Source organism: Acidaminobacter hydrogenoformans DSM 2784, assembly GCF_900103005.1.
GTDB lineage: Bacteria > Bacillota > Clostridia > Peptostreptococcales > Acidaminobacteraceae > Acidaminobacter > Acidaminobacter hydrogenoformans.
The window spans coordinates 26,886-48,292 of the sequence record NZ_FMWL01000021.1 but is presented as its reverse complement, the minus strand read 5'-3'; the positions used below and the strand labels follow the sequence as shown (position 1 = coordinate 48,292).

Annotated in this window: 22 protein-coding genes and 1 riboswitch; of the genes, 5 read left to right on the top strand and 17 right to left on the bottom strand. The window is 48.4% G+C overall.

What is annotated here, in order from left to right:
• A partial coding sequence (locus BLP63_RS14560) for a transposase (protein WP_139159845.1) occupies nucleotides 1-166 on the top strand: 166 nt, incomplete at its 5' end.
• Between the two features lie 231 nt (nucleotides 167-397).
• Here the strand turns inward: BLP63_RS14560 and BLP63_RS14555 are convergent.
• The 4 genes from BLP63_RS14555 to BLP63_RS14540 all read right to left on the bottom strand — a co-directional run bounded on the left by BLP63_RS14555 (nucleotide 398) and on the right by BLP63_RS14540 (nucleotide 3,924).
• Nucleotides 398-1,510 carry a mechanosensitive ion channel family protein gene (locus tag BLP63_RS14555; protein WP_092592834.1) on the bottom strand — a complete coding sequence of 371 codons (1,113 nt, stop codon included), beginning with the start codon at nucleotides 1,508-1,510 and terminating at the stop codon, nucleotides 398-400.
• Nucleotides 1,511-1,512: 2 nt separating this feature from the next.
• Entirely contained in the window at nucleotides 1,513-2,481 is a 969-nt protein-coding gene (locus BLP63_RS14550; protein ID WP_092592832.1) for a 3'-5' exoribonuclease YhaM family protein, read from the bottom strand.
• Between the two features lie 133 nt (nucleotides 2,482-2,614).
• Nucleotides 2,615-3,355 carry a peptidylprolyl isomerase gene (locus tag BLP63_RS14545; RefSeq protein WP_092592830.1) on the bottom strand — a complete coding sequence of 247 codons (741 nt, stop codon included), beginning with the start codon at nucleotides 3,353-3,355 and terminating at the stop codon, nucleotides 2,615-2,617.
• 41 nt (nucleotides 3,356-3,396) lie between these two features.
• A complete protein-coding gene (locus BLP63_RS14540; RefSeq protein ID WP_092592828.1) occupies nucleotides 3,397-3,924 on the bottom strand; it encodes a TDE2712 family protein in 528 nt (175 codons plus the stop codon).
• A gap of 195 nt (nucleotides 3,925-4,119) precedes the next feature.
• Nucleotides 4,120-4,283, top strand: a riboswitch (Lysine riboswitch).
• A 190-nt stretch (nucleotides 4,284-4,473) separates the two neighbouring features.
• Here BLP63_RS14540 and lysA point away from each other — a divergent pair.
• Nucleotides 4,474-5,769 carry a diaminopimelate decarboxylase gene (lysA, locus tag BLP63_RS14535; protein WP_092592826.1) on the top strand — a complete coding sequence of 432 codons (1,296 nt, stop codon included), beginning with the start codon at nucleotides 4,474-4,476 and terminating at the stop codon, nucleotides 5,767-5,769.
• Nucleotides 5,770-5,786: 17 nt separating this feature from the next.
• On the top strand, nucleotides 5,787-6,992 hold the full coding sequence (locus tag BLP63_RS14530) for an aspartate kinase (protein WP_092592824.1): 1,206 nt from the start codon (nucleotides 5,787-5,789) through the stop codon (nucleotides 6,990-6,992).
• Between the two features lie 188 nt (nucleotides 6,993-7,180).
• Here the strand turns inward: BLP63_RS14530 and BLP63_RS14525 are convergent, their stop codons facing one another.
• The 9 genes from BLP63_RS14525 to BLP63_RS14485 all read right to left on the bottom strand — a co-directional run bounded on the left by BLP63_RS14525 (nucleotide 7,181) and on the right by BLP63_RS14485 (nucleotide 16,912).
• Complete coding sequence (locus tag BLP63_RS14525) at nucleotides 7,181-7,447, bottom strand: YciI family protein (RefSeq protein WP_170829482.1); 267 nt, start codon at nucleotides 7,445-7,447, stop codon at nucleotides 7,181-7,183.
• Between the two features lie 44 nt (nucleotides 7,448-7,491).
• On the bottom strand, nucleotides 7,492-9,339 hold the full coding sequence (locus tag BLP63_RS14520) for a M3 family oligoendopeptidase (RefSeq protein WP_092592820.1): 1,848 nt from the start codon (nucleotides 9,337-9,339) through the stop codon (nucleotides 7,492-7,494).
• 307 nt (nucleotides 9,340-9,646) lie between these two features.
• Entirely contained in the window at nucleotides 9,647-11,092 is a 1,446-nt protein-coding gene (locus BLP63_RS14515; RefSeq protein WP_092592818.1) for an aminotransferase class I/II-fold pyridoxal phosphate-dependent enzyme, read from the bottom strand.
• 13 nt (nucleotides 11,093-11,105) lie between these two features.
• Nucleotides 11,106-11,939, bottom strand: a complete 834-nt coding sequence (speB, locus tag BLP63_RS14510) for an agmatinase (protein WP_092592816.1) — start codon at nucleotides 11,937-11,939, stop codon at nucleotides 11,106-11,108.
• A 3-nt stretch (nucleotides 11,940-11,942) separates the two neighbouring features.
• On the bottom strand, nucleotides 11,943-12,788 hold the full coding sequence (gene speE, locus BLP63_RS14505) for a polyamine aminopropyltransferase (RefSeq protein ID WP_092592814.1): 846 nt from the start codon (nucleotides 12,786-12,788) through the stop codon (nucleotides 11,943-11,945).
• A 407-nt stretch (nucleotides 12,789-13,195) separates the two neighbouring features.
• Complete coding sequence (locus tag BLP63_RS14500; protein WP_092592812.1) at nucleotides 13,196-13,963, bottom strand: GNAT family N-acetyltransferase; 768 nt, start codon at nucleotides 13,961-13,963, stop codon at nucleotides 13,196-13,198.
• Nucleotides 13,964-14,496: 533 nt separating this feature from the next.
• The gene (locus tag BLP63_RS14495; protein WP_092592810.1) at nucleotides 14,497-15,093 is read right to left on the bottom strand and encodes a TlpA family protein disulfide reductase; all 597 of its coding nucleotides are present in this window, start codon (nucleotides 15,091-15,093) and stop codon (nucleotides 14,497-14,499) included.
• Nucleotides 15,094-15,179: 86 nt separating this feature from the next.
• Nucleotides 15,180-15,881, bottom strand: a complete 702-nt coding sequence (locus BLP63_RS14490) for a cytochrome c biogenesis CcdA family protein (protein ID WP_092592808.1) — start codon at nucleotides 15,879-15,881, stop codon at nucleotides 15,180-15,182.
• An 11-nt stretch (nucleotides 15,882-15,892) separates the two neighbouring features.
• A complete protein-coding gene (locus tag BLP63_RS14485; protein ID WP_092592806.1) occupies nucleotides 15,893-16,912 on the bottom strand; it encodes an oxidoreductase in 1,020 nt (339 codons plus the stop codon).
• 289 nt (nucleotides 16,913-17,201) lie between these two features.
• Here BLP63_RS14485 and BLP63_RS14480 point away from each other — a divergent pair, with 289 nt between their 5' ends.
• Nucleotides 17,202-17,858: a Crp/Fnr family transcriptional regulator gene (locus tag BLP63_RS14480; protein WP_170829481.1), complete on the top strand. Its 657-nt coding sequence runs from the start codon at nucleotides 17,202-17,204 to the stop codon at nucleotides 17,856-17,858.
• Between the two features lie 144 nt (nucleotides 17,859-18,002).
• Here the strand turns inward: BLP63_RS14480 and BLP63_RS14475 are convergent, their stop codons facing one another.
• The 4 genes from BLP63_RS14475 to BLP63_RS14460 all read right to left on the bottom strand — a co-directional run bounded on the left by BLP63_RS14475 (nucleotide 18,003) and on the right by BLP63_RS14460 (nucleotide 20,674).
• Complete coding sequence (locus BLP63_RS14475; protein ID WP_330387175.1) at nucleotides 18,003-18,557, bottom strand: hemerythrin domain-containing protein; 555 nt, start codon at nucleotides 18,555-18,557, stop codon at nucleotides 18,003-18,005.
• Nucleotide 18,558: 1 nt separating this feature from the next.
• Entirely contained in the window at nucleotides 18,559-19,194 is a 636-nt protein-coding gene (locus tag BLP63_RS14470) for a hypothetical protein (protein WP_092592802.1), read from the bottom strand.
• 183 nt (nucleotides 19,195-19,377) lie between these two features.
• Nucleotides 19,378-20,316 carry a ketopantoate reductase family protein gene (locus BLP63_RS14465; RefSeq protein ID WP_170829480.1) on the bottom strand — a complete coding sequence of 313 codons (939 nt, stop codon included), beginning with the start codon at nucleotides 20,314-20,316 and terminating at the stop codon, nucleotides 19,378-19,380.
• Between the two features lie 19 nt (nucleotides 20,317-20,335).
• On the bottom strand, nucleotides 20,336-20,674 hold the full coding sequence (locus tag BLP63_RS14460; RefSeq protein ID WP_092592798.1) for a DUF503 family protein: 339 nt from the start codon (nucleotides 20,672-20,674) through the stop codon (nucleotides 20,336-20,338).
• Between the two features lie 137 nt (nucleotides 20,675-20,811).
• On the opposite strand from BLP63_RS14460, the gene BLP63_RS14455 reads away from it, so the two are divergent.
• A complete protein-coding gene (locus tag BLP63_RS14455; protein WP_092592796.1) occupies nucleotides 20,812-21,354 on the top strand; it encodes a hypothetical protein in 543 nt (180 codons plus the stop codon).
• The last annotated feature ends 53 nt before the right edge of the window (nucleotides 21,355-21,407 follow it).

The window sequence follows — 21,407 nt, the reverse complement described above, 5'->3', positions numbered from 1 at the left end:
AGCGTTCAGGAACTGGAGCAAGGAGATCCTCAACGCCTTCAAGTATGGCTATACCAATGGCTGTACAGAAGGATTCAACAATAAAATCAAAGTCTTGAAACGCATCAGTTATGGCGTGAGAAACTTTATGAGATTCAGAAACAGAATTCTTCACATGTGCAGGTAGATTTAACTGGCTGTTTTACACTGCTGGCCTTTTTGTCATGCCCATAATTCGTTCGTTGACAATCGATTACTAAAATACCCTCTAAACATTAAAGGAGCAGGGATTCAAAGAATCCCCACCCCAACTATTGACTTAGAGCCTGAAAAACGGGAGGGCGCAGGTGTCAATTGACACCTGTGCCCTCCCGTTTTGTATGGATTAATTTTCAAATTTAAGCGCTGCAGATAAAGTTTAGGACGACTTCGCCGCCTCCGCTGGCTCCATGTAAACACTGAGACTTGGAAACGCCGGCGACGTCCCGACCTCTTTCATGATTTTCATCACATTAAGCTGAACGCTCTCCCTGATTTCGAAGAATAACGCCAGATCATTCGTATTGACGTAGCAATTGACGAGGACGTCAAGACTGCTGGCGCCAAACTGATCAAAGCGTACGATCCGGCCATCAGGCAGAATCATGTTCTCGGTATCCAAGTAAGCCATAATCCGGTCTCTCAAATTTTCGAGATCCTCCGGCCCAGCGTCGTAGGTCACCCCAAGGGTAAACCGAATGCGCCGGATGCCCCGCCGCGTGAAGTTTGAAATGGGATTGCTCGCCATAATGGAATTGGGCACCACCACGACCTCTTTGGTTGCCGTTCTGATTCTCGTGCTCCTGAAAGACAGCTCCTCAACCTCGCCCTCGACGCCGCTGCAGGAAACCCATTCCCCTATGTCATAGGGTCTGTCCATGATCAGGGTCATTCCGGCAATCATGTTGCCCAGCGTATCCTTGGCCGCCATGGCAAATGCCAGTCCCGCAATGCCAAGGCCTGCAATAAAGCCATTCACATCAAAGAATTCGCTCGCCGCCATGCCAATGGCCAAGACCATAATGACCGCACGGATCACCTTGACCGTCAGCTGCTTAACGAGGACCGTCGACCCAAGATTCAGCCGGTCATCCAGTTTGAACAGAACACTTGAATAGACGGTTTCAAGATTGTAAAGCCCCGTCGCCAGCGTCAGAATCACAACCACCCGCATGAGCTTGTCCATAAACCCGGACGCCGCCGCAAGCGGAATGTAGCGGAGCATCAGGTATTTATACGCCAGATAAAGTCCTAAAAATACAAAGAGGTATTTCAAAGGCTTTTCGAAGGCCTTCACAATGGAATCAAAGACTTCGCTCTCAAGTTTTTTTGCCGCAACCCGAAGCAGCTTGAACAATATTCTTTCAAACAGCTTGTGCCCGGCAATAAAAACAAAGATTATGCCTACAGCAATAAGTCCGCTCCATAAATGAAAGCTTTGAACTGATCCCAGACTCAAAGCGCTGGCCAAAGACGACATTATTCCGCTCACGTCTATTCTTCCTCCCCCTTGCTGTAAGACGGCTTGTAAATCCTTCTGTAATCAATCGATTGAACACCGTCGCTGAACGTCCCCGGCGCAATCCCGGCGATCGCTTTCTCCATATCATACATTCTCGCATCGATCATATCGAGATAGTGCAGCAGCTCACCTTCAGGTATACTCGGCTTTTTAGGGCTTCCATACTGTGGCTCATAGTGGTGGGTGAGGATTAGATGCTGCAGCAGCAGAGAAATCTCGCGGTCAAGTCCAATCTCCTCCGCCACCGCATCAATTTTCTTGATACCCATGATGATATGCCCCAGAACCTGACCTTCAAAGGAATAGGTGCTGACAATCCCCAGCGCGTCCGCCTCCATCTCATTGATCTTCTCAATGTCATGAAGGATCACCCCCGCGTAAAGCATGTCCTTGTTGAGATTCCCGTATATGCCGCAAAGCACCTTGGCGCTCCTGAGCATCCTTAGGACGTGATAGAGCAGCCCCGACCGAATGGCGTGGTGATGCTTTTTAGCCGCGGGATAGATCTCAAATTTCTCGGCATAGAGCTCCAGAATCCGCTCGACAAGCTCACGAAGCTTTTCCATACCAATTTCAGCAACATACCCCCGCAGCTCCTGCATCATAGCCGTGCTGTCTTCCGGCGCGCTCTGAACCAGCGTCTCCACCCGCACGTTGTCATTCGGCTCACTCAGGCGCATCTTGGTCACCTTCATCTGCAGAGAATTCTGCCAGCTCGTCACCGTTCCCCGAAGCTTCACGACATCCCCGGCTTTAAACTGCCCCACGAGGTCGTCCGGCAAGTCCCAAAATTTCGAGTTGAGCTCCCCAGTGCTGTCCGCAATGGTAAAATCCAAATACTTTTTGTTGTTTGTTGAGGTCTTCAGGTTCAGACTCCGGATCAGGAAAAACCCTTGAATTTCCTCTCCAACCTCAAAGTTTTTAATGTTTTTCTCCGACATAATAGCCTCCCGGACTTCTAAAAAACAGCTGCCGATGGTCTCACAACACCCAACCCATCCACCGCCTGCAAACGACTTTGCCGACTTCCAGACATTTGAGAACCCCTGTTGTCAACAGGGGTTCTCAAATGTCCTATTTTCTCTCGATTGAATATGCATCCTTCAGTGAATTGACATGGTTCATATAGACACTGGATTGCTTTCTCATGACAAGCTCCCTGTGAAGGTCATCTCTGACTTCTTCAAAGGACATCCTGCCAACCTCATCCTTCTCCGTCACCTCAATGAGGTGATAGCCAAACTGTGTTTGAACCGGTTGGCTCAGCTCGCCAATAGCAAGGGAAAACGCTGCCTCTTCAAACTCTGGAACCATTTGGCCCTTTCCAAATTTTCCAAGGTCGCCGCCTTGCTCTTTGGATGGACACATGGAGTGCGCTTTAGCCGCTTCACCAAAGTCTTGACCCGCTTTAATGGATGCTGCAATTTCTTCAGCAGTTTCGAGAGCTGGTACGAGAATGTGACGCGCACGCACTCCGCCTTCAGTTTCAAACGCTTTGGGATTCTCTGTGTAAAACGCCTGAAGCTCCTCATCACTCACTTGAACGGCATCCAAAAGATTTTTGATAGCGAAGCGCTTCAGCAGATTTGCCTTTTCACGCTCTACCTCTTCCAGATATTCCTGAGACTGGTCCATTTTTTGATCCAACGCCTCTGCATAAAACAGCTCTTGATGAATCAGCTCGTCCAGTAGTTTGGCTTCACCCTCCGGGCCTTGAAAATTAGCGGCTTGAGGCCCAATCTGAGCTTTGAGGTCCTCTACGTCCTGACGGGTGATTTCACGACCTGCGACAACTGCGAGTACTTGATTTTGCATTTTGATCTCCTTTTCTATAGATGAATTTGTGGCGCAAACTATTATTGAAGCATTTCCTTAAGCTTTACGAAAAGGAAATCCTTTATTGGCAAGCCCTCAATTTGAAAGCCACTTCCCTCTATGACACCTGTGATTTTGAAAAAATTGACGAACAGACGATGTCCAGATTTATAGGCTGTATCAATATGTCCCGGCAAAAAGACGACTTCAAGCTGCTTAATGTCTTGATCCGTCTCCAGCGCTGGTACAAGATGGTCAAGATTCAATGTTTTTAGAGGCGACGTCATAGCTTCCATGACACCAAGATCCTCCATCATCCACATCTGATTGTTCCAGAAGCGCCCTTCTGCTTTGGTCTCTGACTTGAATATTTCACGGTTGGAAATAGCACTGAGCACTTTCCTTGCGCCTTCCTTCGTAAAGTCTTCACCATACAGAGGGCTCATGAGCGGATTGTCCACCATAGAGAAAATGAATGGTTCACCGACCTTTTGTCGCTCTGTTGTAGCTTTCCAATAATAGATCATACTCTCGATCATTTCGAGATTAATTTTGATGGATTGTACCATTTGTCTCACTCCTCAAAGCTGCAGTCTTGACTATCATTATATCAATTTTTCCGCACTTGTGAACTCAAAATGCCAAGTTTCAAATGAAGTTTGTGAAAAACATCTCCAAATTTTGCAATTTATTTGGCATATTACCTTTACAAAGGATAAAGTAACATTGTATAATTATGAAAATTTCAATCGATTAAACAGATAGCCCGTGTCAGAGGCCGCGGTGAACATTAGTATGGACATTCAGTCAAGTTTGTTTGTCCGGAAAGGGAACACCGCCGAAGCGTCCCTCGCTGGGGTCATGCTGAACAAGTATGACACTGTCTGACGGAAGCAACCCGGCTTCCATCAGGCGCGCTGACACGGGCGGGGTAAAAGTGTCGTCATGCGCAGAATCCGCAGCCGAGTCTTTTACTCTGGCTGTTTTTTTGTACCCTGAATGAGTATCGCGTTCCCAATACGTCTGGTATATGAACGGATCTACGGCGCCTACATAGCGACCCGGATCCGCTTCATGCTTACGCAGCGCTTTGAGAACACACTGCGAGGAGGACAATCATGAGACTACTTGGAACCATGCGGATCAACGACATGGACAATCTTGAAATCGGGGGCTGTGACGCCGTCATCCTGGCGAAAAAATACGGCACGCCACTGTATGTTTTCGACACAGCACTGATCCGCGAAAGATGTGCATCCTACACGAAGACCTTTAAATCATCAAAGACAGAAACCGAGGTCATTTACGCTTCAAAGGCATTTCTGACCTTAGCCATGTGCCGTCTGATCGACGAGGCCGGACTGTCTCTGGATGTGGTGTCAGGTGGAGAGCTCTTTACCGCCATGAAAGCGAATTTTCCACCAGAGCGCCTCTATTTCCATGGCAACGGCAAGACCGTCGAAGAACTGATCACCGCACTTCAATATAATGTCGGTACCATTGTCGTCGACAATGAATTCGAGATTGAGATGCTGCAGTACCTGTGCGCAGAGCTGGATAAGCGGGTCAAAGTGCTGCTTCGCGTAAACCCCGGTATTGAAGCGCATACCCACGCCTATATCCAAACCGCGAACAACGACTCGAAATTTGGTGTTTCAATATTCTCAGAAAATATCTACGAACTTATCAAGTCCATCCACGAAAGCTATTACCTCGACCTGCGCGGCTTCCACTATCACATTGGCTCACAAATCCTTGATCATAACAGCTTTGTCAAAGCGATCGAGTCCATGGTAGAATTTATTGACAAAGTCCGTACAGACAGCGGTTATGAGACAAAAGAGCTCAACATGGGCGGAGGCTTTGGCGTCTACTATTCCGAACATGACAACGATCTCGATATCGAACAGACTTTGACTGCCATGGTTGAAGCCGTCGAAACCGAATGTAAAACCCGCCGCTTTCCAATTCCAAAGCTCCTCATTGAACCAGGACGCAGCATTGTCGCCAACGCTGGCACGACACTCTACAAAGTGACTGCCACAAAGGAAACTTACGGCGGCCGCAAATTTATTTTTGTAGACGGCGGCATGACCGACAACCCTCGAACCGCCCTTTATGACGCGATCTATGAAGCCGCACTTGCGAACAGGATGAAGGACGAAACGGATACCACCTTCACTATTGGCGGAAAGTGCTGCGAGTCCGGGGACATTCTGATCAAGAGTATTCAGCTGCCGTATCCGAAGCAGAACGATATTTTAGCCGTCGCTTCAACAGGGGCTTACAATTACAGTATGGCCAGCAATTATAACAGAATTCGCAAGCCCGCAGTCGTCTTTGTTGAAAATGGGAAGTCAAAGGTCGTCGTCAAGCGCGAGACATATGAAGACATCCTCAGAAATGACTTATGATAAGGAGCGTCGACTAAATGAATCCTTATGTATTGAAATATGGCGGTACTTCCGTTGAATCAATCGACCAGATCAAAGATGTCGCCAAGCGGCTTGCCGAGAGAAAAAGTCTTGGCCAGGACCTTGTCGTCGTCATTTCAGCAATGGGACAGACCACAGACCAGCTTCTGGAGCTGGCCGCCTCTATCAGCGAGACCCCGGACCGCCGGGAAGTTGATCTGCTCCTGGCAACCGGAGAGCAGGTTTCTGTCGCGCTTCTCAGTATAGCCCTCAAAACGCTGGGCGTGAACTCCGTGGGCTTGACAGGCCGTCAGGCAGGCATTTTCACAGATGATGTCCATACCAAAGCCCGCATCTCCCGCATAGAGACCGACAGGATCCGCCAGCACCTTGAGGCTGGGGAAATCGTTGTTGTCGCAGGCTTTCAGGGCGTCAACGAGAACGGTGACATCACGACGCTTGGCCGCGGCGGTTCGGATACCAGCGCGGTCTCACTCGCAGCCGCACTTGGCTGCACCTGCGAGCTCTTTACGGACGTGGATGGCATTTACACCGTGGATCCAAAAATCTTGCCCGAAGCCCGAAAACTCGACAGCATCTCCTACGAGGAAATGCTGGAGATGGCCAGCCGTGGCGCCAAAGTCATCGAGACACGGGCAGTCGAATTCGCCCACAAATACAAAGTGCCCGTCATAGTCGGCCTGAGCACAGGGGATTATCCCGGCACACTGATAAAGGAGTTGGATGAAACCATGGAAAAGCGCGTGGTTACAGGAATCTCAGTAGATGAGGATTGTCTCATGGTCACTGTCAATACGGTTCCTTTCGAATCAAAGAACATCGCCAAAATATTTGCTGCGATCTCAGGCGAAAATATTATGATTGACATGATCAGCCAAACCGCACCTTACAACAGCTTTGTCAATTTAACCTTCACGTCGAAAATCGAAGATCGCTTCAACATTAAAGCGATCCTTGAAAAGCTGAAAGCTGAATTTCCAACCATCGACTATGTCATTGACGATTCTGTCATCAAACTTTCCGTTGTAGGCATAGGCATGGTCAGCCAGTCTGGTGTCGCCTCAGCGCTTTTCAACCTGTTCGCTGAACATGATATTGATTTTTACCAGGTCACAACCTCAGAAATCAGCATCTCCTACACACTGAACGCCTACGACCGGGACAAGGCGGTTCATATGATCGCCTCTGCCTTTGACTTATAATTTCAGAGTATCATTTCAAATATAATTTTCGTTCACGATTTTTGGAGGCCTGTCCCAGTTTTTGGTTGGGGACAGGCCCCAACCAAAAAGGGCTGAAGCAAAACTTGTTCAACAGTTTTGCTTCAGCCCTTTTATGTTTTAAAAATTCACTTTTGTCTGGTGATCCAGATAATTTTATCCCGTCGCCTCTATACCTCGAGGGAGGATTTCCATTCTTTGATTTCTACCGTTCTCGAACCGTGGACGCAAACAGGGTCGTTCATAACGTACTCTGTAGCCTGTTCAAAACCCTCTGCCTTATAGATGATCAAACCGCCGCTGTGGTCCGTAAACGGTCCCTTCGCGACTATGACACCGTCAGCCATCAATTTGTAGATGTAATCAAGGTGCGCCTGACGAATCTCCTCGTCGAGCACGGCATTAACGGTTTTAAAGTAAGCTGAATATAAAATCACACTTGTCGCCTCCCTCATTTTTTCACAGTGTAGCACATTCCCCATCAGGATGCATCCAGTAAAAACTCCAATTCGTCCATCAACGCGGTCCATCTCTCGAAAAAATTTTTGTATAAGTCTTCTGATTCATAATTGAAACCAGCTTCCGCCATCAGCTCAGCCCCGGTCAAGGACCCTCCTGCGGCCATGATCCGGTTCCAGTGGTCCCGGGCTTTGGGATCGTCTCTAAGGAGGCCGCTGGCCACTGGATAAGCCGCGACAATGCCTGTCGCGTAGTTGTACATATAAAAATCCCAATAGAGGTGGGGATAAGACACCCAGTCATAGCCGTCAAGCTCAGTTATTTCATAATCCGGCCCCATATAAGCGGTCATCAGTTCATTCCAAAGCGCTCGAAGAGACGCCGCGCTGAGATCCTCTCCAGCCAAACTCATCCGGTGGGCTTCAACCTCAAATTCGGTAGCCATCATCTGGTCAAAGTAGGTCGCTGACAAAAAATCAAGGTATCCAGCGAGAGCAGTGAGCTTCTCTTCTTTATTGCCAGCTTGCGCCAGGCAGTACTCGTGGAAAAGGAGCTCTGTCACAGATGCGGCAAACTCAGAGGCTGTCACATCCGCATAATAGGTATCAAAGGGTTGGTTCTGGGCACTTATGGTCATGTGGACCGCGTGCCCCAGCTCATGGGCCAGCTCTGCAAGGCTATCCGGCGTTCCCGTGTAGTTCAGCAGCAGGTAAGGATGGGACTCATAGGCGCCGTAGGTATAAGCCCCTTCATATTTGTCTTCTCTCGGATAAAAGTCTATCCATTTTTCTGAGAACGCCCTGCCTACAACCTCTCGGCCGGTGTCCGGCAAAGGCTGTAAGGCCTGGTTCATGAACACTTCCGCCTCAGACACACTGAGCGGCTCTTCCCCTATAAAGCTTCCGACAAAGAGATCTGAAAACCTCAGCGGGCCTTCCATCCCCAGCAGCTCGGCTTTGAGGGCTACCCAGCGGTGATTCAGGGCCAGATTCTGATGCGTCATGGTGCTGAGCTGCGCAAAGGCCGCGGTGCTAAAGCGATCCTGACTTATAAAAGCATCTGCTGCCTCAGTTTCGCCATACATTAGGGCCAGATAATTGTCAAAGATAACCTTGCCCTCGTAAATATCCGCATAAACCTCAGCTGCTGCCGCCTGATCCCGTGTCCACTTTTCAAATGCCTTATAGCGCCGCGACACATCCTCGCTGAAAAGTGCCGGATCCTCACCAAAAGCGGCGCCATAGCTATGGTCAAAGCTCTGATAGATGCGCTCGTAAATACCAGACAGCTCGACTATGGAAGGTCCTTCATCCGCTGAATGAGGCGTGTAAGAAAGGCGGGTCACTTTGTTTATAAGCGCGTCCACAGAAGTTTGAAAAGCCTTCGCACGAGCATTGCCGAGATCCGAGTCCCGAATTAATGTTGCGTAAACCAGCAACCGCTCAGCTGTCCTGAGCATCTGATCAAGTGAGTCTTCATCCGGGATACGTCCTTGGTTGAGGGCCTCATTAACTTCGCTCAGAAGCGCGTTCAGAACATCCTCTGCCTCGTCCGCATCTCCAAAAATGGCTGTCAGGTCCCAAGAAGGTGAGGGGCTTTCAATGGTGACGAGGGCAGAACCTTTAGTGATGCCTCGGAACCAGCGGAAAAACCCGCCTCCTGACAAGACACCGGCCACAGCAGCAGTCGCCACCGCCAGCACGAGCAACAAGGCCACAACGCTAAGCTTCCGGGCACGCTTAGCCTTCAGTGCCGCCAGGTCGTCATCTTCCTGCGCCCAGGCATCCGGCTCAAGGCTTTTTAACGCTTCCTCATTCTTAGCTTCTTCAATCTTAACTTCCTCATTCCGGGCTTTTTCTTCTCTGTTCATGGCGTCCACCCCCGTTCTCTGTCATTCTAATCTCTTGAAGGACCTGGCGTCAAGCCGCTTTCCAGCCATCCGCTGTGCCTGAAGGTTCCAAAAAAAACATGCGGCCCGCAAAAGCTCTGCGGGCCAAAAGGGTTGGGAGTGAAGATTGTCAAGTAAAGGGGGATTCATTTGACACTTCCATCTTACAGATTCTCTGTTAAAGTTGTGTTTAAAAATTCTTAAATTTCTATTAAAGATAGAAAAAAAGGCCTGGAGACGTTAATGCGCTTTTCCATGGCCTTCTCTATGCTTTAATGCAACGCTATCTTCAGACGATCACGCGTATATACTCAATCGTATCATCCGCAAGGTCCGTCAGGAGCGTATTCTGACCCTTAAGAAATTCAATGTAATCGACCATTTCATTCGTGATCAGCTCGCCCGGCGTAACAATTGGAATTCCTGGAGGGTAAGCCATTAAAGACTCACCGCTGACTTTTCCAACCGCTTCCCTCAGCTTCGTTGATACCTTCTGACTGTAGAAGGCTTCTCTTGGCGTCAGAACTGTCTGAGGCACAGACATGGGAATGTTGACAAAGCTTAGTGGGTTTCCGGTGTAAAAACGGCTGCTGAGGTCTCTGAGGGCTTCCACGACGGCATCCACGTGTTCCTGGGTATCTCCAAGGCTCATGATGCCAAGGATATTGTTGGCGTCGCCCAGTTCCATCTGAATATTATACTCATCCCTCATAAGGTCGTAGACTTCAAAGCCGGTCAAACCAAGACCTGTCACCTTGACGGTCAGCTTAGTGTCGTCAAAGTCAAAGACGCCAGGTGTCCCAATGAGCTCCGAACCAAAAGCATAGCAGCCATCAATCTCGTTGATTCGCCGCTTGGCATCCTTTGCCATAGCGAGTACGTCGCCCAGGATGGCTTTTCCATTGACAGCCAAATTGCGCCGCGCCATGTCCAGGCTGGTCATCAACAGATAGGACGCACTGGTGGTTTGCGTCAGATTGATCATCTTTCTCACCGTCTGACGGTCAATCCTGCCTTCATTGATCAGCAGGGCAGAGCTCTGTGTAAGGGAACCGCCCGTCTTGTGCACACTGATGGCTGCCATATCCGCGCCAAGGCTTGCCGCGGAAGCCGGCAACGCCGGATGGAAATGAAAATGCGCGCCGTGGGCTTCATCAACAACAACCATTTTATCCAGGCTGTGAGCATATTCAATGATCGCTTTCAACTCTGAAGCTGCGCCAAAATAAGTAGGGTTGATCACAAAAACGCCCTTGGCGTCCGGGTGGCGCTCGAAGCCTGCCTTGACAGTCTCCAAAGTCACACCCATGGCGATCCCCAGTTCGACATTGATCTCAGGCTGAATAAAAACCGGCACCGCACCGGTGAGAATTATGGCATTTGTGGCAGATTTATGAGCGTTTCTGGGGAGCAGAAACTTATCTCCAGGCCTGCACATACTCATGACCATTGCCTGAACCGCGGAGCTTGTCCCATTGACCATGAAGAAACCATAGTCGACGCCATAGGCATCCGCCAGAAGCTCTTCCGCGTCTCGAATAACACCGGAAGGATGGGAAAGGTTGTCGAGGCACTTCATGGAATTCACATCGAGCTCGAGGACTCTTTCTCCAAAATATTCTCCAAACGCCTGGAGCCCGCGACCATGTTTGTGTCCGGGCACGTCAAACGGAATGACCTGCCTGTCATGATAATCTTTCAGAGCCTCAAACAGCGGCACTGCATTCTGGTTCATCTGCTCCACTCCTTTACAACATCAATAACGTCATTTCGCGGACCAGCTTGCAGGCCACAGCTGTGGAAACACCGCTGTGATCATAGTGGGGCGCAAGCTCCACCGCGTCTGCCGCGACAATATTCAACCCCTTCATAGCTTTCAGTGCTTCAATCAGCGCATTGAATGTCAGACCACCCGGCTCAGGCGTTCCGGTCCCTGAAAAGATGGACGGATCGAGGACATCCAGATCCACTGTGAGATAAACCGGTCGCTGGCCAATCTGCTTGACAATCTCCGGCAGCGTATTCGCCGTAAATTTCTCGAGATACGTATGGGACTTGGCCCATTCAAACTCTTCTTTCAGTCCTGAACGAATACCAAACTGGTAAATGGAGGCATCTCCGACGTGGTCCCAAATCCGTTTGATGACCGAAGCGTGCGACAGCTTCTCTCCCATATAATCTTCCCTTAAATCCGTATGCGCATCCAAATGAACGATCGCCAGATCAGGATATTTTTCAAAAACCGCCTTGAATACGGGATACGTCACCAAGTGCTCTCCGCCGATGGAAAAGATCTTCTTCCCCGCCTCAGCAACTGGCCTGGCAAACGCCTCAATGGTGTCCATAACCCGGGCGGCATTGCCGAACGTCAACTCAATATCTCCCAGGTCACAAAGCTTGTAGTCCTCCAAGTCCTGATCAAAGTAGGGGCTGTAAGTTTCTATGCCAAAGGAATCCTGACGGACCGCTGCCGGACCGAATCGCGTTCCAGGCCGAAAAGAAGTGGTGCCGTCATAAGGAATGCCAAACAGCACCAGCTGCGCCTCTTCGTAAGTCGATTCAAAGCCAATAAATTTATCCATTTCTTACTCCTCTAAAAGTTTTTTGACATAGGTCGGAAGCATAAATGCGCCGGCATGCAGGTCCGTATTATAGTAATGCATATCCAGCCCAAGTTCATGGAATCGGTCAGGCTTCATGTCCAGCACAGGATCCAGCCCCTTTGAAGAGAACCCGAAGGACCAAAGCGAGGACGGATAGATCCCAATATAGAAGGTATAAACCTTGGACAGCTCAAATATTTCCCTGGTCTTTTCCGCCGCTTTCATCATATTCTGACGGTAAACTTCATAAAAAGGGCTTTCATTTTGATTGATCAGAATGCCTTGCTTTGTGAGGGCTTTATAACAATCCGTATAAAACGCTTTTGTAAACAGCCCCTCACCCGGACCGATTGGATCTGTTGAATCCACCAGTATGAGATCGTAAGCCTCTTCCTTACCCTTGACAAACTCAATGCCATCCTGAAAATAAAGGGTGACTCGCGGATCATCAAGTTCACAGGACATGGTAGGCAAATACTGCCTTGAGACTTCGACAACAAGCTCATCAATTTCTACCATATCAATTTTTTCAATAGTTTTATAACGGGTAAGCTCACGAACCGTACCGCCGTCCCCGCCGCCAATGACCAGCACCCGTTTTGCGTCAGGAAAAACGGTCATGGGCACATGAACCATCATTTCATGATAGGTGTGCTCCTCTTTTTCACTGCACATGATCAGTCCGTCCAGCAAAAGCGTCTTACCAAACTCAAGCGTATCTATCACATCAATCTTTTGAAACTCACTTTCACCGGAATATAAATGGGCCTGGACTTTCAGGCTGAATCTGACATTAGGCGTATGTTCCTCAGTAAACCAAAGTTCCATAGAGAACCTCCTTACGGGATGCCATTAAGTGGATTGCTGACTCCGTTGTCGCTCAGTAAAGACATTACCCAAAAACGGGACTTTTATAGAATACCCTTTGCCCAATTGGGCAACAAGCGTAAAAAAACAGGTGCAGACGATCCAAAAATGTGAATTGACGGCATAAAAAATGAGCTTTTTAAAGCATTTTGAGTTTTTCTCAAAATTGCCAAGCCCTTTAGAACACGAGGTCCTTATCGATTAGTTTAGTATTAGCAAACTTTGTGGCAACGTTTACTAGGTCAACCGCACTTCATTAGAGCTATTAACCTTTTGGTTTACTAATACTAAATATACACAACGTGTACCGTATGTCAACGGCTTTTCTGAAAAAATAAACCCCCGCCGTTTCCGACGGGGATTTGTTCTTACAATAATATACTTTGTTCAGGGACAACCAAGCCGCAGCTGTTGTTGTCCGCGTAGACAATTTTCTGATCGAACCTGTCCACTTGATGACCAATATATCCGCCTTTAAGGGCTTTAACCTGAGAATTGAAGTCCGTCAGGCTGAGGGACAACAAATTGCCATATTCCGCGCAAACTTCTTCTTTTAAATCGCGGTGCAATATGAACCTCCATTTGCCATCACTGTTATCTGGCAGTTTGCCGTATTTTTTCTTCAAACCCTTGACCTTTAATTCACCAGACATAATATTGGCAAGGCTGAAGATATTCTTAGGCGATACTGTTGAGAACAAATGATAATAACCTTTCTCCTTGACGAGCTCAATGGCGTGATCCAAGGTCAGCTTTTGCAGCTTGTTTCCACGGAAATCCGGGTGTACAACGGTTGTCTCCAGATTGGCGGAATACATCAGCGCTTCAGGGTGCATGCCCAGATCAAGTCCGAGGTTTTTTTCACTGAAGCCAGGGAAGCTGACATATCTGTAAGAAATCAGTTCCTTGTCAACATAAACACCGAGAACGAAGCCGCCATCCGCCATGTCCTTGAGATAATCTTCCTTTGTGTCCGTTGCGAAAATGTCCTTGTCACGAAGATTCGAATAGATCAGATCCTGAAGCTTCATGACGTCGTCAAGTTTCGAGTCATCCAGCATGACCATTTCAAATTCTTTTTCTTTCTTTTCTCCATTCGCTCTTGAGACGAGCTTTCCGAAATCGATTAACTTCACGATTTTCACCATCCTTTATCGATATAAAAGCTTATTTTTATTTATTTCAATTATCAGATAACCTTTAGGATTAAAAACCAGCCTTTGGAAGCGCCAAGCACACGAAAAAGCCGACATTTCATTTAGGCTGGAAGAAGGTTTAATGAATTTTATCACGGATTCATTTTACTTGTCAATATTCAGTCAACGGCATAAAATTATTCACCGTTGTAATCTTCTTGTATTATTTCAGGCTGGTTATCCTCTGTATCCCTGTCACCTACTGCATCTGAAATTCTTATACCCATTATAATAAATGCTGCAAACGCCTTGTCTCAGGCTGAATATTAAATTTTTCTTAATAGTTTTTTAAGTAAGTCATAAGTTTTTTCGATACACGAAATCCTTTTGTAACTTTTCGATTTTGAATCTTCAAAAATACAACTTGCATTTTAAGGTAATTCCAAAAAGAAATTTGCAACAAAAAAATATGGAGTTGCATTTCAATGCATCTCCATACTTCTGCACAAAACCCTGAAGGATCTTGGGACAGCTTATTTAGTTGCTTCGTATTGCTCTTTGACATACTCCAGAGACTGCTCCATTGTCTCATAGGACATCATTCCGGCTACATAGCCAATAACCCTTTGATCAGGCGTTACAAAATAGGAGGACGGCATGCCCGTCACGCCGTACATGCCCGAGACCTCACCCTTTTGGTCCAGAACCGTCAGCATGCTGAGTCCTCTCTTTTCAAGATAGGCTCCGACCTCCTCTTCTTTTTCCTGAACGTTGACCAGAATAACGACGAGTTCATCCCCGTAGTTATCCTGCAGCTTCTGCAGGTCGGGCATCTCCTGATCACAATAAGTACACCAGGTCGCCCAGAAATTAATCAATACATATTTTTCTTCGAAATCTGAAATGGAGACTATATTGCCGTCTAAGTCCGGAAGTTCAAAAGGGATAACCTTATTGTAGGGGTCTTCCGCCTGCGCCTCCGAACCCGGTGACTCAGCGTTTGGCGTTTCGCTTGCCGGGACTTCTGAAGCAGGCGCTTGAGGCGAGCAGCCTCCAATCGCCAGCATCAAAGCCAGCAGCGCGATCAGAAAAAGGACTGGTTTACCAATGCTTTTCATTTTTTTATCCATAACCTTACCCTCCTGTTGTCCTGGCCGTGCTGTACTTTCTCACGGCTGTCACATCACTTCAAAATAGTTCGCTTTGTTTTACTCAGCTAAACAAGCAGTCCGCCAAGTCTGACAATATAACCTGTCGCCACGAGAATTCCAAAAATTATCAATACGAGGCCTGCCATTTTTGTGACTTTTTCAGCGCCCCGTTCAAATTTTGAAATCCAACCGCTAATTTCAGTCAGAAAAACCGCCGAGACCAAAAATGGAATTGCCATACCCAGTGAATATACGAGGAGCAGCATGAAGCCCTTCGCCACAGTAGCGCTTGCGCCAGCATACAAAAGTATTGAGGCCAACACAGGGCCAAAGCAAGGCGTCCATCCTGCCGCAAAAGCGAGACCCAGGACGAATGCCCCCGAATAAGAGTTTTCCTTGGCAGTTGCTCTGAAACGCGTGACCTTTGATAGGCCCGAAAACTTTAGAATGCCCAATAAGTTAAGCCCAAAGACAATGATCACAAGACCACTGAGCCTTTGGATCCAGACGCGGTTTCTGGAAAAAAATGTGCCCAGAAAGCTTGCGCTGGTACCCATGATCAAGAAAACAACCGTAAAACCTGCGACAAAAACAAGCGTCTTCAGAAAAGCATGCCTTCTGGTCACTTGATTGGAAGCGTCGAGCTGACTCCCCGTTATATACATCAGGTACGCCGGGATCATAGGGATGATACAAGGTGAGAAGAACGAAAGGAGACCTGCTAAAAACGCGACGCCATAGGAAACATCCTGAGCTAAATTAAGCACTCTGCCACCTCCTATTTATACCTCGCGCGTTCATACTGTTTTGGCCATTCGATTTCAACGCCAAGCCTCTGAGCCGCAGCCAGCGGCCAGTATGGGTTTCTGAGAAGCTCTCGCCCGAGGAAAACCAAATCTATTCCAGGCAGCGCGAGAACATCCTCCACATGGACAGGATCTGTCATGCGTCCTCCTGTGATCGTGGGAATGCCAGTTGTCGTGCCTATCACTCTGGCAAATTCCAATTGATAGCCTGGAAAGTCACGGACAGGCGCAGACACAACCCCACCGGAGCTGACGTGAAGAAGGTCCACACCGAGCGCTTGAAGGTTGGCACCCAAAATCCCACTGGCGAGATCTTCAGGGTGAAGACCGCCTTTGTCATACTCTTCCGCAGAAATTCTAACACTTAAAGGCATTTCCACCGGCCAAACAGACCGTACAGACTGAACCACTTCGGTCAAGAGCAGGAATTGATTTTCGCCGTAAGCGTCACTTCTATAATTGACGAGAGGAGAAAGAAACTGATTGATCAGATAACCATGGGCCGCGTGAATTTCCACCAGGTCAAAGCCAGCGTTCAGCGCCCGCAGGGCCGCGCTCCGGTAAGCCTCGACAACCTCTTCAATCTCGGTTTTCGACATTTCCTCAGGAACGGGAAAATCTTCGCTGAAGCGAACTGCAGATGGCGCCTGAAGTGGTCTGCCGGTCACTGTCGATTTTCGCCCGGCATGAATCAGCTGGATCCCAATCTTAGCCCCTGCAGCATGGACGCGTTCAACTACCCTGGAGAGCGCTTCTCCTTGGGCATCATTCCAGAGACCTAAGCAGTGGTCCGAAATCCGCCCCTGGGGAAGAACCCCTGTGGCCTCGACAATAATCAGACCCGTCCCCCCCATAGCCCTTGTGGTATAGTGCGTTTCATGAAAAGCATTCGCCAAACCTTCTTCTGCACTGTACATGCACATTGGCGGCATGACTATTCTATTTTTCAGCTTGAGTTTTTTGAGCTCAAGAGGTTCAAATAACCGTTTCATACGATTCACTCCTTATAAGTTGGAACGAATGACCTTGTTTGAGATACATTCTCATTTAATTATGCCCCATTTTATTGAAATTGAACAGCCCCTTCTGCAAAATGAAAAAATAATTCCCCCGGGTGGGGCAGGGGATCAGTTTTCGTTTAATTAACCACATCACCAAATTATACTAATTATGCCACCAAGCCCTTCTTATACAACAAATCTTATATAAGGCTTCCCAGGCTATGCTATAATCTTAGGAGACCCCCTCAAAATAAACTTGTTGCCGCAAGGAGGCATGACCATGTCGCGCTCTGAAGCTGTCACCTCACCCCTAATTCAGTCCCTGCTCCACGTCCTGCCGGAGGCCGTGCTGACGGAATGGCTCCATACCGGCGAGGCCCGCTACCATACCTTTGAAGCCGAGGCCCTTGTGTACCTTGCAGGCGATCCATGCACTGCCGTCGACCTCGTCGTGGAGGGCGAAATAGCCGTAGAAAAGCTGGATGAGGAAGGACGTCTCACAAGAATCAGCCAATTTGGAAAAGGAGAAGTCTTTGGAGCGAATCTGATCTTCTCAGGCCTAAAGCACTTTCCTTTTGGCGTCACAGCCTTAAAGCCCTCAAAGCTGCTCCGGGTTGAGCCGGATGCCTTGATCAAGCTCACTATGCAGGATCGCGCGGTGCTTTTATCGCTGCTTAAAGCAATTTCCATCAAATCCTTTGCCTTGTCTCAAGGTATTGATTATTTAACTGGCAGAAGTATTGAGGATAAGGTGCTGATCTATCTCAAACAAAACCTGCCCAAAGGAGAGACGCGGCTTAAGCTCCCTCACTCGAAGAAGGCCCTGGCAGAATATCTCGATGTCTCGAGAACCTCTTTGTCGAGGGCGCTTAGGGAAATGAAGGCATCCGGGATTATTGACTACGACCGCGCCACCATCACCCTCCTAAAGCCTTAGCATACAACTGCCTGCATCACTACGCGCCTTACTTTGAGCATTATTATGAGCGAAATCAAAAAAGCCTGTCCCCAGTCCGAAGTGATATGCTCACTTCAGAACCGGGAACAGGCTTTAATAATTATCTATATGACAAGCTGTGACCTACAGCTTCGCTTCCAGACTTTCCAGGAGCTCGACATATTTGCTTCGTGCGTTTACCGCCTCTTCCGAAGCCTCAAAGGCTTCGTAGCGGGCTTCAATAGCTGCCTTGGCGCTGTCAGAGAGCTCACGGTCCGCGAAAGTGAACACCACCCCGTCCTCTTTGTCAATGTGGCGGTGCAAAAGATAGGTATACCCCATGGCATTGGAAACCAGATCCAGTTTGGCGTCCTCATCTCCTGCCTCGACTTTTTTCAGCGCGGCTTCCATATCAGCAATCAGCAGTCTTCCAAGGTCATGCTCTACAAGCATGCCCATTTTAACGAGCTTTTCAGCCAGAACACCAAGCTCTTCCAGCATGAAACCAAAGAAGATCTCCTCTTCCTTGCCATGGTGGTGCTGATCCGCGTAGTTTCTGACAAAATCGATCATGCTGCGAAAATCTGAAAGCTCTACCGTCTCACCTTTCAAGACCTTTTGGCAATAGCCCCGCATGACGCCCAGCATTCTCTTGATATAGCGGTGCTCTTCGTTCATCAACAATACTGAAGGCATCATATCAGGCACGCTTCCTTTCAATCCATCTCATGTTATCATTATCCGCACCATAAGCATACTGGTCGGATGCGCCAGTGACAAAACCTCTGATCCATTCATGGCGCAGGTCGTAGAACAGGCTGACGTCACCGTCCACCGCGTCCCAAACCGGCTTATGAACACATTGCATCATTTTCCATTCAAATTTGTCTGGCTCGCTGGAAACAATCTGATTGACCCTGTCGCAAGGCATGCCGTCAAGAATGTAGTCATTGAGGCCATTGAAAAGGCTTTCCGGTGTCCCGGTATTGCCTTCATAGCTACGGCCTGCTGTTAAGCCATGCTCATGGAATAAAGTCTTCAGGTCTTCGATCTTGCCGGGCTCTTGAGCAGTCAAGCGCGTCAGGAAGGCGGCTTGTCTGGATTCTGCGCGGGTGATGCGTTCCTGGAGCCATCCGTGGATATTGCTCTGGTCTATGATTTCCTCCAGCGGACGGCCGCCAGTGGCTTCGCCGTAGGCTGCTTCGAATTCCTGCTTCCAGCTCTGGGCGGGGATCCCGCGACCATCGGCATATGCGGCTATAGCGTCTTCAAGATGTTCGAACCACAGAATTTTGTTGTAGAGCCAAAAGTGTACTTTTCCTAAAAATAAACTCATCTAATCTCATCCTCCATTTATATCCTACTAATTTAGTCGTATTTACTATAGCTATCCTAACACATAGCTCAGCACCAATTCAGTAACCCAGGTTACGCTCATAAAAAAAGAAGGGAAATAGAGCCAGCGGACCTAAAAAAACAGCCACCGTGCTTTTTCCCTTCTTTATAGTTACTTTTAACTCTAAGCCTTTTGCCTGGCCCCTGCCTGACGCTCCTTGATCCGGATCAAATGATAAAGCATCCGGTTGTAGGGCAGGTCGACGCCGAGTTCTTCACCCATTTCGAGCATATGTCCAGCAAACAGCTCGACCTCCGTAAGCCTTCCCGCCTCAATATCCTGGTGCATGGAGGTCTTTCCCAGGGGGTCGTGCTTCTTGACGCTGTTCAGGTACTCGTCAATGGCGTTTTCAGAGAGGTTGACCCCTTTGAGCTGGGCAAGCCCCACGACTTCCATCATGACAGCTCTCAGGAGCGCCTGAAGGTCCTCATCCTCCTGAAAATAGCTGTAATTCAGCTCCAGGACGGCAGAAAGCTGGTTCCCCGAAACGTTGATCATAAATTTTTTCCACATCATGGCGAGAATGTCCTGCGGCACTTCGTAGGGTATGCCTGCTTCTTCGAGAATCTCCCGCGCTTTCAGAACCCGGGGATCTTCAGGCCCCTGAGGTACAGCACCAAAGACAATCCGGCCTATATTTCTGTAATCCACACGGTCACCGTGCTTCACCGTATCTATGCCCATGCAGAAAGAATGCAGCACGCGGTCCTCACCCAGCTTCTCAACAGCCACAATTTCACTTAAAAGACCGTTCAGCACCGTCATGACCAGTGTATTCTCTCCCGCAAATTGTTTGGCTACCTCAAGGGCTTCCTCCAGGGCAGGATACTTACAGGCTACAATCATCAGGTCCGCCGGGCCTTCAAACGCCCCTTGACGGTAGGCCGGCGACGCGGCAGCAAATTTGAACGGTTCTCCGTTGACCTCGATTATTTTATCCTTATATACCGAATACCTGGAATCGTCCACAAGCACCCGGATCTCGCTGCCACCTTTTTTTAATGCAACCGCGCCATAAGCTGCACCAATAGCGCCCAGCCCTACAATGTCGACTTTGTACATAACAACATCCCCCTTATCCTTACATCTGCGGTTCCTCTCGACCAGGCATATTAAACCCAGGCCTTCCGCCTTCCATCCTAATTTCCTCTGTTTCAATGTCCACGACCTCGAAACGCCCATCCCGGTCCAATGTCCTCAGCGCGGATTCCCTGAGTTCAACCGCGTGGTGCAGCGCATTCGAAATCGTTGTCACGCCTAAGATCCCCAGATTGTGAGTGCCGTCCGGGCTGAGATCCACCGCCGCAATGTGAGGCCCTTTGCCGATGGTCGAAGTCAAACCCAGCATCACCCGCCTGCGATCTTTTAGGCTGTACGACCCGGGAATAACTATTTTCACAACCGCACAAGCGACATACATCAGCACATGTTCCTCCTCAAGCAAAGAGTGCCCAGACAAAGACTTCTCGAAATTTCATACTTCTTTAATCATTCAATAAGAAACATTTGAGATAATAGTAACATAGAACTTATTGAAATTGACAGGAGGTTTGCCAAATGATCAAAAAAAGTCTGCTGACATTTCTGATCCTCGTCGCTGTCCTCGTCGCCGCTGGATGTCAAAATTCAGAACCCCCTGTTGACCTGCAGGGTGAAATCGACATGTTGAAAGCACAAGTCGTCGAACTCACAGATGAAAATGAAGCTTTGAAAGCCGAACTGGCCGCCATCGAAACCGAAGATCCAGAGAGTCTCCTCGAGCTCAGGAACACCTTGGACAGCAATTTATACGGCACACTAAATGCTTTGATCCGCGGGGAAAACAGCGCCGTCACCGAGGCATTTACACCCTCTGTGGAAATTGAGGATGGTGTCATTACCAGCCTTTACGGTAAAGGCACCGTGGAATTTATCATTCCTGAACAGCCTATGAACCTGAGACAACGTGCATTCTGGCAGGACGGCAATACCTACAATGCCATTTACGAGATTTACAATTCAGGGTATGACACGCCGGATGAGCGGCTCAACACTTTAAATGTCCTATACTTAAAGCAAAATGACACTTGGCAGATTGACGCAATTTTTATTGATGAATAAGGGGAAAGAGCAACCAAAAAGGAAGTGGCAGGCGCATTTCAATAAAATCGCCT

Coding starts and splice junctions, on each gene's coding strand:
- BLP63_RS14550 (WP_092592832.1), bottom strand. CDS start 2,481: ATGTCGGAGAAAAACATTAAAAACTTTGAGGTTGGAGAGGAAATTCAA.
- BLP63_RS14545 (WP_092592830.1), bottom strand. CDS start 3,355: ATGCAAAATCAAGTACTCGCAGTTGTCGCAGGTCGTGAAATCACCCGT.
- BLP63_RS14540 (WP_092592828.1), bottom strand. CDS start 3,924: ATGGTACAATCCATCAAAATTAATCTCGAAATGATCGAGAGTATGATC.
- lysA (WP_092592826.1), top strand. CDS start 4,474: ATGAGACTACTTGGAACCATGCGGATCAACGACATGGACAATCTTGAA.
- BLP63_RS14530 (WP_092592824.1), top strand. CDS start 5,787: ATGAATCCTTATGTATTGAAATATGGCGGTACTTCCGTTGAATCAATC.
- BLP63_RS14520 (WP_092592820.1), bottom strand. CDS start 9,339: ATGAACAGAGAAGAAAAAGCCCGGAATGAGGAAGTTAAGATTGAAGAA.
- BLP63_RS14515 (WP_092592818.1), bottom strand. CDS start 11,092: ATGAACCAGAATGCAGTGCCGCTGTTTGAGGCTCTGAAAGATTATCAT.
- speB (WP_092592816.1), bottom strand. CDS start 11,939: ATGGATAAATTTATTGGCTTTGAATCGACTTACGAAGAGGCGCAGCTG.
- speE (WP_092592814.1), bottom strand. CDS start 12,788: ATGGAACTTTGGTTTACTGAGGAACATACGCCTAATGTCAGATTCAGC.
- BLP63_RS14495 (WP_092592810.1), bottom strand. CDS start 15,093: ATGGATAAAAAAATGAAAAGCATTGGTAAACCAGTCCTTTTTCTGATC.
- BLP63_RS14485 (WP_092592806.1), bottom strand. CDS start 16,912: ATGAAACGGTTATTTGAACCTCTTGAGCTCAAAAAACTCAAGCTGAAA.
- BLP63_RS14480 (WP_170829481.1), top strand. CDS start 17,202: ATGTCGCGCTCTGAAGCTGTCACCTCACCCCTAATTCAGTCCCTGCTC.
- BLP63_RS14475 (WP_330387175.1), bottom strand. CDS start 18,557: ATGATGCCTTCAGTATTGTTGATGAACGAAGAGCACCGCTATATCAAG.
- BLP63_RS14470 (WP_092592802.1), bottom strand. CDS start 19,194: ATGAGTTTATTTTTAGGAAAAGTACACTTTTGGCTCTACAACAAAATT.
- BLP63_RS14465 (WP_170829480.1), bottom strand. CDS start 20,316: ATGTACAAAGTCGACATTGTAGGGCTGGGCGCTATTGGTGCAGCTTAT.
- BLP63_RS14460 (WP_092592798.1), bottom strand. CDS start 20,674: ATGTATGTCGCTTGTGCGGTTGTGAAAATAGTTATTCCCGGGTCGTAC.
- BLP63_RS14455 (WP_092592796.1), top strand. CDS start 20,812: ATGATCAAAAAAAGTCTGCTGACATTTCTGATCCTCGTCGCTGTCCTC.